14 protein-coding genes are annotated in these 17833 nt (G+C 67.9%); 10 read left to right on the forward strand and 4 right to left on the reverse strand.

Going from position 1 to position 17833, the window contains the following annotated elements:
- Positions 1-137: 137 nt before the first annotated feature.
- Positions 138-1700: an AMP-binding protein gene (locus FFS52_RS18495; RefSeq protein ID WP_137810551.1), complete on the reverse strand. Its 1563-nt coding sequence runs from the start codon at positions 1698-1700 to the stop codon at positions 138-140.
- 112 nt (positions 1701-1812) lie between these two features.
- A complete protein-coding gene (locus FFS52_RS18500) occupies positions 1813-3378 on the reverse strand; it encodes a GMC oxidoreductase (protein ID WP_137810579.1) in 1566 nt (521 codons plus the stop codon).
- 195 nt (positions 3379-3573) lie between these two features.
- On the opposite strand from FFS52_RS18500, the gene FFS52_RS18505 reads away from it, so the two are divergent.
- Complete coding sequence (locus FFS52_RS18505) at positions 3574-4446, forward strand: hypothetical protein (protein ID WP_137810552.1); 873 nt, start codon at positions 3574-3576, stop codon at positions 4444-4446.
- A gap of 2 nt (positions 4447-4448) precedes the next feature.
- Here FFS52_RS18505 and FFS52_RS18510 read toward each other — a convergent pair whose 3' ends face one another.
- Positions 4449-5015 carry a TetR/AcrR family transcriptional regulator gene (locus tag FFS52_RS18510; protein WP_058250388.1) on the reverse strand — a complete coding sequence of 189 codons (567 nt, stop codon included), beginning with the start codon at positions 5013-5015 and terminating at the stop codon, positions 4449-4451.
- Positions 5016-5030: 15 nt separating this feature from the next.
- A complete protein-coding gene (locus FFS52_RS18515) occupies positions 5031-7832 on the reverse strand; it encodes an aconitate hydratase (protein ID WP_137810553.1) in 2802 nt (933 codons plus the stop codon).
- Positions 7833-8212: 380 nt separating this feature from the next.
- On the opposite strand from FFS52_RS18515, the gene FFS52_RS18520 reads away from it, so the two are divergent.
- The 9 genes from FFS52_RS18520 to FFS52_RS18560 all read left to right on the forward strand — a co-directional run bounded on the left by FFS52_RS18520 (position 8213) and on the right by FFS52_RS18560 (position 17821).
- Positions 8213-8824, forward strand: a complete 612-nt coding sequence (locus tag FFS52_RS18520; RefSeq protein ID WP_137810580.1) for a DUF6676 family protein — start codon at positions 8213-8215, stop codon at positions 8822-8824.
- Positions 8825-9195: 371 nt separating this feature from the next.
- Positions 9196-10710, forward strand: coding sequence for an NlpC/P60 family protein (locus FFS52_RS18525; RefSeq protein WP_137810554.1), 1515 nt, complete (start codon positions 9196-9198; stop codon positions 10708-10710).
- 184 nt (positions 10711-10894) lie between these two features.
- Positions 10895-12094 carry a MoxR family ATPase gene (locus FFS52_RS18530; protein WP_137810555.1) on the forward strand — a complete coding sequence of 400 codons (1200 nt, stop codon included), beginning with the start codon at positions 10895-10897 and terminating at the stop codon, positions 12092-12094.
- Positions 12084-13022, forward strand: a complete 939-nt coding sequence (locus FFS52_RS18535) for a DUF58 domain-containing protein (protein WP_137810556.1) — start codon at positions 12084-12086, stop codon at positions 13020-13022. Before FFS52_RS18530 ends, FFS52_RS18535 begins: the two co-directional genes overlap by 11 nt.
- 4 nt (positions 13023-13026) lie before the next feature.
- Positions 13027-13995 (forward strand): VWA domain-containing protein, encoded by a 969-nt coding sequence (locus FFS52_RS18540; RefSeq protein WP_137810557.1) that lies wholly within the window; start codon positions 13027-13029, stop codon positions 13993-13995.
- An 87-nt stretch (positions 13996-14082) separates the two neighbouring features.
- Positions 14083-14817: a 3-oxoacyl-ACP reductase FabG1 gene (gene fabG1, locus FFS52_RS18545; protein WP_058250394.1), complete on the forward strand. Its 735-nt coding sequence runs from the start codon at positions 14083-14085 to the stop codon at positions 14815-14817.
- A gap of 93 nt (positions 14818-14910) precedes the next feature.
- Entirely contained in the window at positions 14911-15750 is an 840-nt protein-coding gene (gene inhA, locus FFS52_RS18550; RefSeq protein WP_137810558.1) for an NADH-dependent enoyl-ACP reductase InhA, read from the forward strand.
- On the forward strand, positions 15747-16886 hold the full coding sequence (locus FFS52_RS18555) for a ferrochelatase (RefSeq protein ID WP_137810559.1): 1140 nt from the start codon (positions 15747-15749) through the stop codon (positions 16884-16886). Before inhA ends, FFS52_RS18555 begins: the two co-directional genes overlap by 4 nt.
- A gap of 410 nt (positions 16887-17296) precedes the next feature.
- Positions 17297-17821: a hypothetical protein gene (locus FFS52_RS18560; RefSeq protein ID WP_349291570.1), complete on the forward strand. Its 525-nt coding sequence runs from the start codon at positions 17297-17299 to the stop codon at positions 17819-17821.
- Positions 17822-17833 lie beyond the last annotated feature (12 nt).

Genomic DNA, 17833 nt, shown 5'->3' on the forward strand with positions numbered 1-17833 from the left:
CAGCCCAATACAGCCAGGGGCGGTAACCAGCGGTAGAGCCAGATGCCTGATGGTCAGAACCCAACCACCACCGAAGTGGCTAGACAACCCTGACACTGAAACCAGCGGTGGGGCGGCTCGACCAGCGGTGGGGCGGCTCAACCAGCTGACGGGCTCGGTGTCTCCGGCCAATACCGCTTGCGCAGATCGCCTTTCACGAGCTTCCCGGTGGGCGTGCGCGGCAGGTCGTCGACGAAGTCGACCGACCGGGGCGCCTTGTAGGCCGCGATGTTCTCGGTGGTGAACGCGATCAGCTGCTCGGCGAGCCGGTCGGTGGGTTCGTGGCCGTCGGCGAGCTGTACGCAGGCCTTCGCGACCTCGCCGAGGTCGGGGTCGGGGACACCGATCACCGCGACGTCGAACACCGCCGGGTGATTGATGAGGACGTTCTCGGCCTCCTGCGGGTAGATGTTGACGCCGCCGGAGATGATCATGAACGCCTTGCGGTCGGTCAGATACAGATATCCCTCGTCGTCGACGTACCCGACATCCCCTGTGGTGGACCAGTTCTCGTGTTCGGGGTGCTGGGCCTTGCGGGTCTTGTCCGGGTCGTTGTGGTACTGGAACGCCACGTCCTCGCGTTCGAAGAAGACCTGGCCGACCTCACCGATCGGGAGTTCCTTGCCGTCCTCGTCGCAGATGTGGACCACGCCGAGCAGCGGCTTGCCCACCGAGCCGGGATGATCGAGCGCCTCCTGCGGGCCGATGAACGTCGCGCCGGCGGCCTCGGTCGATGCGTAGTACTCGTGGATGACCGGGCCCCACCACTCGATCATCGCCCGCTTCACCTCGACGGGGCAGGGCGCGGCCGCGTGGACGGCGATCTTCATGCTGCCGACGTCGTACTTCGAGCGGACGTCGGCGGGCAGCTTGAGCATCCGGATGAACATGGTGGGCACCCACTGGCTGTGGGTCACGCGGTACTTCTCGATGGCGGCGAGGGCCGCTTCGGGATCGAACCGGTCCATCATGACCACGGTCCCGCCGACCGAGTTGGTCATCCCGCAATAGCGCAGCGGCGCTGCGTGATACAGCGGTGCGGGGGACAGGTAGACCGCGGAGTCGTCGTAGCCGTACATGGGTGCGAAGATCGCGGTGTAGGCGTCGGGCACCTGGTCGACCTGCCCTTCGGGCATCGGTGTCTTGATGCCCTTCGGACGGCCGGTGGTCCCGGAGGAGTAGAGCATGTCGGTGCCGCGCGGCTGGTCGGTGCGGGGCTCTGCCGACGCATTGGCCAGGACCTTGTCGTAATTCTCGAAGCCGTCGAGATCGCCACCCCACACGATGCGGCGACCCGGGCCGGCAAGGGCCTCGATCTCGCCGGCGGCCGACACGGCCTCGACGACCGAGGCGCCGGCGAACAGGACCTGCGCGTTGCAGTCGGAGAGAATGTAGTTGGTCTCCGCCGCGGTGAGGTGGTGGTTGACCGCGGTCACGTACAGACCGCTGCGCAGGGCCGCCCAGTACACCTCGAAGACGTGGAAGTCGTTGGCGGAGACCACGGCGATGTTGTCGCCGCGTCGGAGTCCGAGGGAGTCGAGGTAGTTGGCGAGCCGGGTCGAGTTCTCGTCCAGTTGTCGGTAGGTCAGTACCTCGCCGGTGGCGGCCCGGATGACGGCCGGCTTGTCGGGGGTGGATTTCGCGAAGACTCCAGGAAACAAGAGTGACGCTCCTCGTGACGAAGGGATGGCCACCCCGAACGACCGTATCTAACGCTCGTTCGGGGTGTTGCGAGTCACAGTACCCTAGCGTCGTGTCCGATTTCGCAGTTCCTCAGTGCGTCGCGAGAAACCTGTCCATGGTTCGCTCCGCGAGCGCGGTGATGGTCAGCGCGGGATTCACCAGGCCGACTGCCCCGGGTACGAAGGAACCGTCGACGACCCACAGGTTGTCGTAGCCCCGGATTGCGCCGTCGGTGTCGGCCGCGGCACCCATGACGACGCCGCCGAGCCCGTGATAGGTACTCGCGGAACCGAATCCGAGCGCGCGAGACGACACGTGGGTTCCGTTGGCGGCGAAGCCGAAACGGCCCTCGGTGCGTTCGTGGAAACGCTTGATGAAGGCGTTGCTCCGGCGGTCGAGATCGTTGCGGTCGGCGGGGTGGGGGTAGTTCAGCTGCGCCCGCCGGGTGCGATGGTCGTAGTCGATCGTGCCGCGTTCGTCGGTGTGGGCCTGCACGAGGTGGGTGGTCGCGGCCTTGCCGAGCGGTGCCGGCAGCGGGGTGGCCTGATAGACCATCGAGACCGGTCCGCCGGGCAGGTTGTCCTCGTAGATCCGTGCGTAGCCCGGTCCGCCCTGGACGGCGCCGAAATCTTCGCGGGGGTTCGCCCGGATGGTGAGGAAGTCGCCGTTCACGCCGAAGCCGTCACCGATGCGCGGTGACAATCGCGGCAGGCGCCCCTGCGCACGCGCTTCGACGAGCAGACGGGTGGTGTGGAAGGAGCCCGCGGCCATGAAGAGGTGATCGGCCTCGGTGGTCACGGTGCGTACCGTGCGGCCCTGCTCGTCGAGAACCCGTGCGGTGACGACGAATCCGGCGCGGCGCGAGCGAGGCCGGATGTCGAAGACCTCGTTCATCGGCTTGACGGTGACGTTGCCGGTCCGTTCGGCGGCGAGCAGGTAGCTGCGGTCGAGAGACCTCTTGGCGCCGCTGTTGACGCCGTAGCTCAGTTCGCCCGCGGTCACCGACGGGGTGGCCCGGCCGGCCAGTTCGTCGCGGACGATGTCCCAGTCGATGGCGAAGTCGAAGAAGTGCGGTGACGCGCCGTAGCGCTCGATCACCTTCAGCCAGGACCGGGCCCCGACGTACTTGGGGTGCGCGAGGATGTCCGCGGGCAGCGGCGAGACGCCGAGCCCGGCCTTCGCGCGCGGGAAGTAGGTCTGGGCGAGCTGCGCGTAGTCGGCGGCCGCCGGGAAGATGTGCTCGAAGTCCTGTCGGCGGGGGACGGGCGTGAAGGAGCCGAACACGAGCGACCCACCGCCGACGCCCGCGCCGTACACGGCCTCGACGCCGTTGCCCATCACATGGTCGAGGACGCCGGGGTACGGCTCGACCGGGAGGCCGCTCGCTGCACTCGCCCCGGCGGGGCTGCCGAACCACGCGGCGCGCTTGTCCGGGTTGGTCGTCGTGGCGAAGGTGTTGCCGTCCGGCCGGATCGGCCACCGGCGCCCGCGTTCGAAAACCGTTGTCGTATAGCCGGCCTCGCCGAGGCGACGTGCCGCCACCGCGCCGCCGAAGCCGGTGCCGATGACGATCGCGGTCTGCCCCGGTGCCGCCTGGGCCGGGGTGACGGTCGCGCCGAGCGCGGCGAGGGCGCCGACGCCGGCCGCGGAGCGCATGAGGGTCCGGCGAGAGACGGCGGGACCGGGTTTGTCGAGATTCACTCGGGAACCTTAGCGCGAGCTAAGTAAGGTTAGGAACTCCTTAGCTCTGGCAACTATGTGGGATGGATCATGGCCGGCTTGATCCGACCCGGCAATCGCGGTGCGCGATCGGCGAGTCGGCCGGCGGCGCGGGACGTTAGGCTCCGGGGTGTGACGGCTGCGCTGCAGATCGAGGTGGACCGCGACAGCGTGGCGATGGGGGATGACGTCGCTTCCCACGCACATTCACTCCTGGTGGAGCCGGGTACGGCGCTGAGTGTCGTTCTCGCCGCGGCGGCGCCCGAAATCCGTGCTCGGGGATGGTCCTGGGTGGCCGACGTCGGCGGCCGGGTCGCCGCCGTCTGGTCGGCCGACCACGGTGTGCAGATGCTCGTCGGAGACGGACCGGTGACCGCGGACGACGTACCGTGCCGGATTCATTACCGGTACTTCCTGCAGATCGACCCGGCGTGGCTGCATCGGCGCCTCGCCGAGGGGGCCGCGGCGGACCGGGGCGCCCTCGAACGCGAGTACCGCCCGATCGGTGATCGGCGACGCGAGGAGGACGAGCGTCGTCGCGAACGCGGTTCGGCGACAAGGTATCTGACCGTCGAGTGCACCGCGGCGCTGCGCGGCTTCGGTGTGGAGTTCGATCTGCACAACGACCGGATGGCACGGTTCGACCTGGTCGGCTCGATGTGGCGGGTACAGCGCGCCGACACCATGACCATGACCTTCGACGGGGCGAATCAGGTCCTGTCGTCGATCCGACCCGTCGGCGTCGCCGAGTGCTGGCTGGTCGCGGCCGTCGGAATGCGTATGCGACAGGTGCAGGGACTCACGCCGGTCCCGAACGACCCCCGTCTGCCGGTGCCGGAGCTGCGGCCGATGGGATCAGGGGTGGCCGGATCGCCACGCTGGACGACGAGAGGTACGAGAGGCGATCCCGTCGTCCAGCTGACCGGCGATGAGGCGGTGCGGGCCTACCGGTTGTCGGCGAACCGTTCGATCGACGAGGTCGTGTCCCTGCTGGCCCCGGACTGAGGTCAGTCGTGTGCGCGCACGGACTCCTCGACGAGGTCGAGCACCGCGTGCAGATCGTCGGTGGGCTGGCCGGTGGCCAACCGCGTGATCAGGCCGTCGAGCACGAGGTCGAGGTAGTTGAGCAGAACGTCGGTCGGGACGTCGTCGCGCAGGCGCCCCGCCTGCCGACCCCGCTCCAGCCGGCTGAGTGTCGCCTGCTCGACTTCGGCCGCGTAGGACACCCACTCCGCACGAAATCCGTTGTCTGTCCGTAGTTTCCGCGCGATCTCCAAGCGCGTGCCGAGCCAGTCGAAATCCTGAGGCCGCGTGAGCATGTCGCGCATGACCTGCACCAGGCCCTGCTCGGCCGCCACGTCGGCCATGCGCTCGGCATCTTCCCGCGCGAGCGCGAGGAACAGCGCCTCTTTGTCCCGGTAATGGTGGAAGATCGCACCCCGGGACAAGCCGGTGGACTCTTCGATCCGTTTGACGGTCGCGCCGTCGTATCCGTACTCCGCGAAGCAATGCCGCGCGCCGTCGAGAATCTCCCGACGACGCGCGGCAAGCCGGTCATCGCTGACCTTGGGCACGTCGAGTGCCTCCTGTCAGCTCTTGATCATGTTGCGCAGCACGTACTGCAGGATGCCTCCGTTGCGGTAGTAGTCGGCCTCACCCGGGGTGTCGATGCGGACCTTGGCATCGAACTCCACCGTCGAGCCGTCTTCCTTGGTGGCGGTGACGTGCACGGTAGACGGCGTCGTCCCGTTGTTGAGCTCCTCGATGCCCGCGATGTCGTAGGTCTCGGTGCCGTCGAGGCCCAGCGACTTGTGCGACTCGCCCTCGGGGAACTGCAGCGGGATGACGCCCATGCCGATGAGGTTCGAGCGGTGGATGCGCTCGAAGCTCTCGGTGATGACGGCCTTCACGCCGAGGAGGCTGGTGCCCTTGGCCGCCCAGTCACGCGACGATCCGGTGCCGTACTCCTTGCCGCCGAGCACGACGAGCGGGATGTTCTGCTCGGCGTAATTCTGCGCGGCGTCGTAGATGAACGACTGCGGTGCACCCTCCTGGGTGAAGTCGCGGGTGTAACCGCCGGTCACACCGTCCAGCAGCTGGTTCTGCAGGCGGATGTTGCCGAAGGTCGACCGGATCATCACCTCGTGGTTGCCGCGACGGGCGCCCAGCGAGTTGTAGTCCTTGCGAGCCACGCCGTTGGCGTCGAGGTACTGCGCGGCGGGGGTGCCGGGCTTGATCGTCGACGCGGGGGAGATGTGGTCGGTGGTCACCGAGTCGCCGAGCTTCGCGAGGACGCGAGCGCCCTTGATGTCGGTGACCGGTGCCGGCTCACGCTGCATGCCCTCGAAGTACGGAGGCTTGCGCACGTAGGTCGACTCGTCGTCCCACTCGAAGGTCTTGCCCGACGGCGTCGGCAGGTTCTGCCAGCGCTCGTCGCCCTTGAAGACGTCGGCGTAGTCGGAGGCGTACTGCTCCGGCGAGATCGACGAGGCGATGGTCGCCTCGATCTCCTCGTTGGACGGCCAGATGTCCTTGAGGAACACGTCGTTGCCGTCGGTGTCCTGGCCCAGGGCGTCGGTCTCGAAGTCGAAGTCCATCGTGCCGGCCAGTGCGTAGGCGATGACCAGCGGCGGCGACGCGAGGTAGTTCATCTTCACGTCGGGGTTGATGCGACCCTCGAAGTTGCGGTTGCCCGAGAGCACCGCGGTGGCGGTCAGATCGTTGTCGTTGATCGCCTTGGAGATCTCCTCCGGCAGCGGGCCGGAGTTGCCGATGCAGGTGGTGCAGCCGTAGCCGACGAGGTAGAAGCCGAGCTTCTCCAGGTACGGCCACAGGCCGGACTTGTCGTAGTAGCCGGTGACGACCTGCGAACCGGGTGCCATCGAGGTCTTGACCCACGGCTTGGACGTCAGGCCCTTCTCGACGGCCTTCTTGGCGAGCAGCGCCGCACCGAGCATGACCGACGGGTTGGACGTGTTGGTGCAGCTGGTGATCGACGCGATGGTCACGATGCCGTGGTCGAGGATCATCGAGCCGCGCTCCTCGGAGTCGACCCGGACCGGCTTGGTCGGGCGGCCCTCGGCGTTGTTCGCGGCGGAGTGCAGCGGCTCGGCGCCATCGTCGGCGAAGGAGAGGGTCGCGGGATCGGAGGCCGGGAAGGTCTCCTCGACGGCCTCGTCGAGCTTCGTCTGCGGGGCCGAGTTGCCGTTCTCGACGTAGTTGTGGATGTCCTTGCGGAACGCGTTCTTGGCGTCCCACAGCTCGATGCGGTCCTGCGGACGCTTCGGGCCGGCGATCGAGGGCACCACGTCGGCGAGATCGAGTTCGAGGTACTCGGAGTAGACGGCCTCCTCGGCGTCCTTCTCCAGCCACATGCCCTGTTCCTTGGCATAGGCCTCGACGAGCGCGAGCGTCTCCTCGCTGCGGCCGGTGAGCCGCAGGTACTTCACGGTCTCCTCGTCGATGGGGAACATCGCACAGGTGGAACCGAACTCGGGGCTCATGTTGCCGATGGTGGCGCGGTTGGCCAGGGGGACCTCGCCGACGCCGTTGCCGTAGAACTCGACGAACTTGCCCACGACGCCGTGCTTGCGCAGCATCTCGGTGATGGTGAGGACCACGTCGGTGGCGGTCACGCCGGGCTTGGCCGCGCCGGTCAGCTTGAAGCCGACGACACGCGGGATGAGCATCGAGACCGGCTGACCGAGCATCGCGGCCTCGGCCTCGATACCGCCGACGCCCCAGCCCAGGACGCCGAGACCGTTCTCCATGGTGGTGTGCGAATCGGTGCCGATGCAGGTGTCGGGGTAGGCCACGCCGTCGCGGACCATGATCGAGCGCGCGAGGTGCTCGATGTTGACCTGGTGGACGATGCCGGTACCGGGCGGCACGACGCGGAAGTCGTCGAAGGCGCCCTGGCCCCAGCGGAGGAACTTGTAGCGCTCTTCGTTGCGCTGGTACTCGATCTCGACGTTGCGCTCGAAGGCCTGTGCGTTGCCGAAGGCCTCGATGATGACCGAGTGGTCGATGACCATCTCAGCGGGCGCGAGGGGGTTCACCTTGTCCGGGTCGCCGCCGAGTTCCTTGACCGCGTCACGCATCGTGGTGAGGTCGACGATGCAGGGCACGCCGGTGAAGTCCTGCATGATCACGCGGGCGGGGGTGAACTGGATCTCGATGCTCGGGTCCGCGTTCGGATCCCAGTTCGCGATCGCCTGGATGTGTTCCTTGGTGATGTTGGCGCCGTCTTCGGTGCGCAGCAGGTTCTCCGCCAGGACCTTCAACGAGTAGGGGAGTTTGCCGGTGCCCTCGACCGCGTTCAGACGGTAGATCTCGTAGCTGTTGTCGCCGACGTCCAGCGTGCCGCGGGCGTCGAAGGAATTGATACTCACGTCTAAATCCACTCTCCTCAGGTGCCGGCGGGCTGCGCCGGCGATTACTCGGTGATCCACTTGCGGTCGGGCGGGCTGGTCGATCGGAGCGGTCGGGCCGCGCCGTCTGACGTTCTGCGCCGGCGGGCTGCACCGGCACCATCGGATGTCCGCTAGGGCCACCCGCGACAACGTCGTCCAGTCTAACAGTACGGACGTACTGTTACCAAGCTCAGGCCGGGACACGCCGGATCGGACCTGCCGACACCGGAATACCCAGACGAGTCCATTGTGTCGTACGGTGCAGGGCGGGGTTCGGCGAGGAGACACTCGACGCCGGCGCGATACCGCCCGTCAACGTGCACGCAACCCCGGGTGATCTCGAGAGGCAGGGGTGGCGGATGGGTCCGCAGGCGACGACGCTGGTGCTGGCAGCTCCCGCGGAGAACAACGAACTCACCGGACTCGTCGGGGTCGACATGGGTGAGCTGTCGCGGGACATCGCCGACGACGGCGTGGCGGGGGCGACGCCCGAACAGTTGCCCGGCATGCTCGAGGTCGTCGAATACGCCCAGTCGAAGGGCCATGACGTCAGCTTCGTGGTCATCGACCAGGTCCAGCCCCGGTTCACTCTCTACCGCGACGTCGCGAACCAGTTGCAGGAACAGGTCGGCGGCACCGTCATCGTGCTCGGCCCCAACTCGGTCGGCAGTTCGTCGCCGGAGTTCAGCCGGGTGGTGCAGGAACAGGCCACCGACGGCCTGACCCTCACCGACCCCGCGGGTGCGGCGCGACAGATGATCGACACGATGACCGGTCCCAACGTGGACTGGACGATCGTGGGCCTCCTGCTGATCCTGGTCGTCGCGGGCGGAGCCGTGCTCGCCCGGCTGCGGCAGGTCCGCACCCGCAAGAACCTGACCGCCGGTCCGCTGGGACCCGTGCAGGCCACCGCCGCGGAGTCGGACGACTCGTCGGCGTCACGCCACGAGCCGACCGCTTCCGGCCGGTAGCAGACAGGCCAGGGCCGCCTCGGCCGGCCGGCGACGCGGCGGGTGGACCCGGCTCCTGGCACCTTGTTCTCGCGCGGCGGGGACCCTTCTCGGCGTGTCTTCCGGTCTGTTGCCAATTCGAGACCTTGATGACCGTTCGATCTTTCGCCAGTTCACGGCATTTTCGCAGGTAATCACGCCTTTGTAATTCACGAACACGGTTTTCTCGTGTGGTTGATGTGACGTACGGTTCTGATGTCGCGTGTGATGCCTGTGTTCTCTACAGGGTCCGATGTGGCGGAAGTGCAGTGCGTGATCGCCGCGGGTTCAGACACCCCGACGGTCGCCGGACCGGGGATCGGAAGATCCCCGCGAATCGCGAGGAGTTCCAGGTGAGGCGAGGAAGAACTGGTGCGTCATGGCCGGCGCGCGTCTCGGCGGCCCTTGCTGTCGCACTCGTCTGCGCGGTCGGCGCGGGTCATGCCGACGCGGCACCCAAGAAGACGCCCGAGTCGCCCATCTCCGGTCTGATCAATCGGATCGCGACGGTCAACCAGGACATCGCCGACCTCGACCAGGCGCTCGCGTCCCGCCAGGAGAACGTGAACCGATCGATCGTCGACTTCCAGAACTCGCTCGCGCAGCAGCGCCTCGCCACGGTGGCCGCGCGTGGAGCACGCACCGAACTCGACCGATCGAGCAAGGCCGTCGTCGACGCGCAGAAGGAGTTCGACCGGTTCGCCCGCCTGGCGTACCAGCAGGGGCCCGAGCAGGGTTCGATGTCGAACTACGTTGCCTCCGAGGACCCGCAGGGCGTCCTCGACCGCATGAAACTGCTCGATCAGGTCGGCAAGAAGCAGCAGGAGATGATCCGGCGGCTGCAGGTGGCCCGCAACCAGAAGGCCAACCGACTCGCCGCCGTCGAGGCCACCCGCCGGCAGGCGTCCTTCGCGGCCAAGAGTGCCGAACAGCGCAAGACCGACGCCATGGCGGCGGTCACCGAGGCGAAGGCCGCCATCGCCTCGCAGCAGAAGCGGAAGGCCACCCTGATCGGGGAACGCGACCGGGTTCAGAAGCGCCTCAACACGGTTCGCGGATACGTGCCGAAGAAGACGGTCGAGGGACCGTCGGCGAGCGATCTGCTGTCGAACCTGTTCCCGACGGATCCGTCGGCCGAGGGGGCGCTCAAGGCGCTGCCGGCCACGCCCGCCACCGACAACCAGGCACTGGCCGTTGCGGCGGAGGCCGCTGCGCGCCTCGCCATCGACGTCGGTTCGTCGATCCTCGCCGGTCTGGTCGGGCAGCAGCAGTTGCCCCAGTCCGAGTTGCTGAACGAACTCGGCATCGGCGGTGCGGACATCACCGGCAGCAGCGGTGGCGACACCCTCAGTGCCCGGCTCGGTTCGGGGAGCCTCGGCTCATTGTTCGGCAGTTCCTCCGGCGGCGGCGGGGGCGGGGGCGGCGTCGTCCGACCCGGGCTGCGCGGTCCGCAAGCCGTCGAGATCGCCGTCAATCGCGCGCTCTCGCAGCTGAACGTGCCCTACGCATGGGGCGGTGGCGACGCGAACGGCCCGACGCAGGGAATCCGCGACGGCGGTGTGGCCGACAGCTACGGCGACTACAACAAGATCGGTTTCGACTGCTCCGGCCTGATGATCTACGCGTTCGCCGGCGTCGGGATCGAACTGCCGCACTACACCGGTTACCAGTACACCTCGGGGCCGCAGTTCCCGCTGTCACAGATGCGACGCGGCGACATGATCTTCTACGGCCCCAACGCGAGTGCGCACGTCGCGCTGTACCTCGGCGACAACAAGATGGTCGAGGCACCGCAGTCGGGTGACGTGGTCAAGGTGTCCCCGCTGCGCACCAACGGTGCGATGCCGAACGTGGTCCGTCTGCTCTGAGGCGTGGTGGTTCCGGCGGCGCTGTGAACGACCGACACCCGCCGAGTCTTCTTGGCACCTTTTCAGCCGGCACGGCTAGGCTGGCACAGACACGCGGGGTCGACGCCTGCGCGCTGCGCGTTCGCGCCGCCCGTGGGCCCTCGCGGTTCGACGGAACAGCAGTTCAGAGGAACAGGAGCACGGGTTGACCGAATCGCACTCCCTCGGCAAGGCGGCCACGGGGGATCCCGCGGCGGCAGGAGCGGACGGCTCGGTGCTGAGCGACGCCGACGTCGCCCTGCTCGAGCGGGCCATCTACGAGGTCAAGCGCGTCATCGTCGGCCAGGATCAGCTCGTCGAGCGCATTCTCGTCGGTCTCCTCGCGCGCGGACACATCTTGCTCGAGGGCGTGCCGGGTGTCGCGAAGACGCTCGCTGTCGAGACGTTCGCCCGCGTCGTCGGCGGGTCGTTCTCGCGAGTGCAGTTCACCCCTGACCTCGTGCCCACCGACCTGATCGGTACGCGTATCTACCGTCAGGGCCGCGAGGAGTTCGACACCGAGCTCGGCCCGGTGGTCGCGAACTTCCTGCTCGCCGACGAGATCAACCGCGCACCCGCGAAGGTGCAGTCGGCACTGCTCGAGGTGATGGCCGAGCGGCACGTCTCGATCGGCGGCAAGACGTACTCGATGCCGGATCCGTTCCTGGTCATGGCGACGCAGAACCCGATCGAGAACGAGGGTGTCTACCCGCTGCCCGAGGCGCAGCGGGACCGCTTCCTGTTCAAGGTCCTCGTCGACTACCCGTCGGTGGAGGAGGAGCGCGAGATCGTCTATCGGATGGGCAACGTCCCGCCGACCGCCTCCCAGGTCCTCGACCCCGCCGCGATGCTGCGCCTGCAGCGGACCGCGGCGAACGTCTTCGTCCACCACGCGCTCGTCGACTACGTCGTCCGGGTCATCAACGCCACCCGCCGGCCGGCCGAGCTGGGCCTGAACGACGTCGCGTCGTGGCTGTCCTACGGCGCGTCGCCTCGTGCGACGCTGGGCATCGTGGCCGCGGCCCGCGCCCTGGCGCTGGTCCGCGGACGCGACTACGTGATCCCGCAGGACGTCGTCGAGATCATGCCCGACGTGCTGCGGCACCGCCTCGTGCTGTCCTACGACGCACTGGCCGACGAGATCGATGCCGACCAGGTCATCGCCCGCGTCCTGCAGACCGTCGGACTGCCGCAGGTCGGCGCGCAGCCGGTGCCGCAGGGGCAGTACCCGGCCGGACAGCAGCAGGCGCCCAATCCCGGACACGGGCCGAATGGGTATGCGGGACAGCAGGTCCCGCAGTCCGCCGGTCCGATGGACCCGAATTCGGCCCCGGCGAACCGGAATTCACCTCAGTATGGCGGCTAATCGGGACCTACCGCGTCTCGGCGCCGGGCTGCTCGACGAGGCGCAGCTGACGGCGGCGCTGAAGATGCTCGAGCTCACCGTGCGGCGCAAACTCGACGGCGTGCTCCAGGGCGAGCACTTGGGTCTGATCCCCGGGCCGGGTTCGGAACCAGGGGAGGCGCGGGCCTATCAGCCGGGCGACGACGTCCGGCGGATGGAGTGGTCGGTCACCGCACGCACGACCCAGCCGCATGTCCGGCAGATGATCGCCGACCGGGAACTCGAGACCTGGCTCGTCGTCGACGCCTCGGCCAGCCTCGACTTCGGCACCGTCGACTGCACCAAGCGCGACCTGGCCGTCGCCGCGGCCGCGGCTCTGGTCCACCTCACGACCGGCGGTGGCAACCGGCACGGCGCGCTGGTGGTGACCGGTGACGACGTGGTGCGGGTACCGGCCCGTGCCGGGCGCGCGCACGCCCAGAACCTCCTCAAGACCATCGCCACCACGCGACGCAGCTCGCCCGGCGTCCGGGGTGACCTGAAGGCGGGGATCGAGGCGCTCCGACGGCCCCAGCGCCGTCGCGGCCTCGCCGTCGTCATCAGCGACTTCCTCGGCCCCATCGACTGGGAGCGCTCGCTGCGCGCCATCGGCGCACACCACGAACTCCTCGCGGTCGAGGTCCTCGACCCCCGCGATCTCGACCTCCCGGCGATCGGGGAGGTCACCCTGGCCGACGCGGAGTCCGGGGAGCTCCACGACGTGACGATCACCGACGACCTCCGGCGCGACTTCGCGGCCGCGGCGCGCGCACACCAGCAGCGGGTCCACCGCACCCTGCGCAGCTGTGGCGGCGCGATCCTGACGTTGCGCACGGATCGGGAGTGGATCGCCGACACCGTCAAGTTCGTCGCGCAACGCCGCCGCGGCCTCGCGGCGGGGGTGGGGTAGGTCGATGCTGTCCAGTCCCTGGTGGTTGCTCCTGCTCCTGGTCGTGGCGCTGCTCGGCGCCGCGTACGTCTACATGCTGCGCCGGCGGCGGCAGCGTGCGCTGACCTTCGCGAACCTGGACCTGCTGAAGTCGGTCGCGCCCGCGGACCGTAGTCGTCTGCGGCACCTGCCGATCGCACTGCTGATCGTCTCGCTGATCCTGTTGACGGTCGCGCTGTCCGGGCCGCAGGCCGATCGCAAGGTGCCGCGCAACAAGGCGACCGTCGTCCTGGTGATGGACGTGTCGCGGTCGATGAACGCCACCGACGTGTCGCCGTCGCGGATCCGCGCGGCGCAGGAGGCGGCGAAGAAGTTCGCCGACGAGCTGACCGAGGGCATCAACCTCGGACTGATCTCCTTCGCCGGTACCGCCGCCAGCCTCGTGTCGCCGACGCCGGATCACAACGCCACCAAGGTCGCGGTGGACAAACTGCGGCTCGACGACAAGACGGCAACCGGGGAGGGCATCTTCGCGGCCCTGCAGCAGATCAGCACGTTGAACGCGGTGCTCGGCGGGACCGAGGGCGCACCACCTGCGCGGATCGTACTGCTCTCCGATGGTAAGGAGACCGTCCCGGACGACCCCGACGACCCGCGGGGTGCCTTCACCGCGGCCCGGAAGGCCAAGGAGGAGAAGATCCCGGTCTCCACGATCTCCTTCGGTACCCGGACCGGCACCGTCGAACTCGAGGGCGACCGGGTGCCGGTGCCGGTCGACGACGACTCGCTGCGCAAGATCGCCAACCTGTCCGGTGGCGACTTCTTCACCGCGGCCAGCCTCGACGAGTTGAACAAGGTCTACGAGCAGCTCCAGGACGAGATCGGTTACGAGACCCGTCGAGGGGACAATTCGAAGCCGTGGCTGATCGCCGGTACGTTGTTCGCGCTGGTGTCGGCGTTCGCCGCGCTGGCCATCAACCGCCGGCTGCCCTGACGCGGACGTGTCCGGGGTGTGCCGCCGTGCGCCCCGCCCACCGACCGCGTGTCACCCCCGCAACGAGAACGGATAAGTTGAACACCCATGACGGCAGCTAGCAACGAAGCGCAGAATCCCTCCCGCTCGGTCCTGGTGACCGGCGGCAACCGCGGAATCGGCCTGGCCGTGGCCCAGCGACTGGCAGCCGACGGTCACCGGGTGGCGGTGACGCACCGCGGTTCCGGAGCCCCGGACGGACTGTTCGGCGTCAAGTGCGATGTCACCGACTCGGAGTCGGTCGACCGCGCCTTCGCCGAGGTCGAGGCGCATCAGGGTCCCGTCGAGATCCTCGTCGCCAACGCGGGGATCACCGAGAACATGCTCCTCATGCGACTGTCCGAGGAATCCTTCGAGAAGGTCCTCGACGCGAACCTCACCGGCGCGTTCCGATGCGCCAAACGCGCCACCAAGGGGATGCAGCGCGCCAAGTGGGGCCGGATGATCTTCCTCGGCTCGGTGGTCGCGATGTCCGGCATCCCCGGCCAGGTGAACTACGCGGCCTCGAAGGCGGGCCTGATCGGGATGGCGCGCTCGATCGCGCGTGAGATCGGCTCGCGCAACATCACCGCGAACGTCGTGGCGCCCGGGTTCATCGAGACGGACATGACCGCGTCGATGGAGGACCGCTACATCGACATGGCCAAGCAGGCGATCCCGCTCGGCCGAACCGGCAAGCCCGAGGACGTCGCGGCGGCCATCAGCTTCCTCGCCTCCGACGAGGGCGGTTACATCTCCGGTGCGGTCCTGCCCGTCGACGGCGGAATGGGCATGGGGCACTGAAACAAACTGCCGAGCGCGGTCGCACGGCTACTGACCCGCACAGCGCGGTCGTAAGGGCACGTCAATCAACGTCGAACTCAGGAGCACATCTTCGTGAGCGGAATCCTGGACGGGAAGACCGTCCTCATCACGGGCATCATCACCGATGCGTCGATCGCCTTCCACGCCGCCGCCATGGCGCAGGAGCAGGGCGCCACGGTCCTCATCACCGGCATCCCGGAACGGCTCCGGTTGATCGACCGGATCGCCAAGCGGTTGCCGAAGGAGGTGCCGCCGGCCATCGGGCTCGACGTCACCAACGAGGACGATCTCGGCGCGCTCGCCGGGAAGCTCGCCGAGCTGGCGCCGCAGGGCATCGACGGCGTGATGCACTCGATCGCTTTCGCACCGCGCACCCTGATGGGTCCGGAAGCCAAGCCGTTCCTGGAGGGGCCGGGCCCCGACGCCGCCAAGGCCTTCGAGATCTCGGCGTGGAGCTACGCCTCGCTCGCCCGCGCCGTGCTCCCCGCCATGAACGAGGGCGGCTCCATCGTGGGCATGGACTTCGATCCCCGCACCGCGATGCCGTACTACAACTGGATGGGTGTGGCGAAGGCCGCGCTCGAGTCGGTGAACCGGTACGTGGCGCGCGAAGTGGGCAACGCGAAGAACATCCGGTCGAACCTGGTGGCCGCCGGCCCGATCAAGACCCTGGCCGCGAAGGCGATCGCGGGTACCGCGACCGATGACGCCAAGCAGCTCAACATGCTCAACGAGTACTGGGACGGCGCGTCCCCGATCGGCTGGGACGTCGACGATCCCACCGTCGTCGCGAAGTCGGTGTGTGCCCTCCTCAGTGACTGGCTGCCGGCGACCACCGGTTCCATCGTCTACGTCGACGGTGGCGCCAGCCACAACACCTGGTTCCCGGAGGGCATGACCACCGGCTCATGAGTTCGCCAGCACCGGGGGACACCGCGCCCGTGGATCCCGCTCCGTTCGATCCCGCTCCGTTCGATGCCGTCCTGTTCCTGTCGTTCGGCGGACCGGACGGGCCCGAGGACGTGATGCCGTTCCTGGAGAACGTCACTCGCGGCCGGGGGATCCCGCGCGAACGGCTCGAGTCGGTGGCCGAGCACTACCTGCACTACGGCGGCGTCTCACCGATCAACCGGCTCAACCTCGAGATGATCGATGCCCTGCGTGCCGAGCTCGACCGACGTGGTGTCGACCTCCCGGTGTATTTCGGCAACCGCAACTGGCACCCGATGGTCGAGGACACCCTGGCCGAGATGTACCGCGCCGGTCATCGCCGGATCCTCGTGTTCCCGACCTCGGCGTGGGGCGGCTACTCGGGGTGCCGGCAGTATCACGAGGACATCGACCGGGCGGTGACGGCGCTTGCCGACCGTGAACCGACGAGCCGCGAACCCGACGGTGCGGTGGTGCTCCGCAAGCTCCCGCAGTACTGGTCGCATCCGGCGTTCGTCGCGGCCGGGGCCGACGCGGTGAGCCGCGCTCTGGACGCACTCGGGCCCGGCGAGGAGCCGCCACGGCTGGTGTTCACCGCCCATTCGGTCCCGACCTCGGCCGATGAGGCGTCGGGTCCGGCGGCCGACGGCGGGAAGCTGTACTCGCGCCAGGTGCTGGCGGCGTCGCAGGCGGTCGCCGACGAGCTCGGCGTCGCCGACTTCGATCAGGTCTGGCAGTCACGGTCGGGTCCACCGCAGATCCCGTGGCTGGAGCCGGACATCTGTGACCATCTGGAGAGCCTTGCCGCGGAGGGTGTTCGACGGGTGGTCGTCTACCCGGTCGGGTTCATCTCCGACCATCTCGAGGTGATCTGGGATCTCGACAACGAGGCCGCGGAGGTCGCCGAGCGCCTCGGCCTGGACTATGTCCGCGCCGACACCGTGGGTCCCGATCCGCGGTTCATCTCGATGATCGGCGAATTCGTGGAGGCCTACGCCGGGGGCTTGGGCGACCTGTCGGCGATGGGATGCGGAGACAACGGCAGCACCTGTCGAGACCGGTGCTGTGTGCCCGCGGCGCGGCCTAGATCTGCGGCGAGGCCATCTGACCGCGCGTAGATTCACTGGCTTTGTTTGCCTTCGTAACGATTTGATATAGGAACGGTCCATAATGTGATCTGCGCCTCAGTCGAAATGAAACTCTCGTGGCACGCGCATCTGAATCGGGGTGCGAACGTGAGAGAGAAATTTCCATGGCAGAAGGACCACTGAGGCTCGAGATCGATTTCCTCGGACCGATTCTGAAGGCACTTTCCACCGGCTCCGCGGACGGTAGCAGCGAGCCCGTCAACTGAGATCCGTTTCCGCTGTGGGCTGCGTTGACGACGTAGCCCACAGCGGCGTGATCTCTCCTTTGTGCGCGTGTATCAACAGTGTTGACCGCGGAACGACTACTCATCCCAGTTGATCTCCGACCTGCTACGCAGCTACTCGCACGAGCGGTCGAGGACATTCCGTTGTATCGATGGGTGTTGGGTGACCACCTCCCGGATCTCACGCTGCGGGAATGGTTGGCCGAGATCTTGGTGCGGCCTTATCTCAACGCCGGCTGCGTATTGGGTTCCTTCCAGAACGAGCATCTCGTCGGAATTCTGATCTGGCATCCCCACGATGTCGAATTGTCGCCCGACGGCGAACCGCCGCTCGTCCCGGCTGATTTCGTCCGGGTCGCGGCAATTCCCGGGCTTCGCGAGCGGCTGATCGTGTTCCTCACCAGCCCACAATTGGCCTCCCCGGCATCGGACGCCGTCGATGTGCGGATCGCGGCGGTTGTTCCCGAAGCCCGTGGCGGCGACGCCCTCGTTCGCATGATGCGCGAGGTGGAACGGTTCTGTGTCTCTGCGGCCCGGCCGTACTACGCCTGGACCGGCTCCGCTCGGCTGCGGGACTGGTTCGTCCACGAATGGGGGGCGACGTTGTTCGCCACAGAACAGCGGAACGGACTCGATCTGTACGGCGTCGTGTCCGAACGTCCGCCGCGGCTTCGGGTGTGACGTTCCGGGGGT

It is taken from the genome of Gordonia sp. ALPHA1B1, assembly GCF_005502615.1.
GTDB lineage: Bacteria > Actinomycetota > Actinomycetes > Mycobacteriales > Mycobacteriaceae > Gordonia > Gordonia hongkongensis.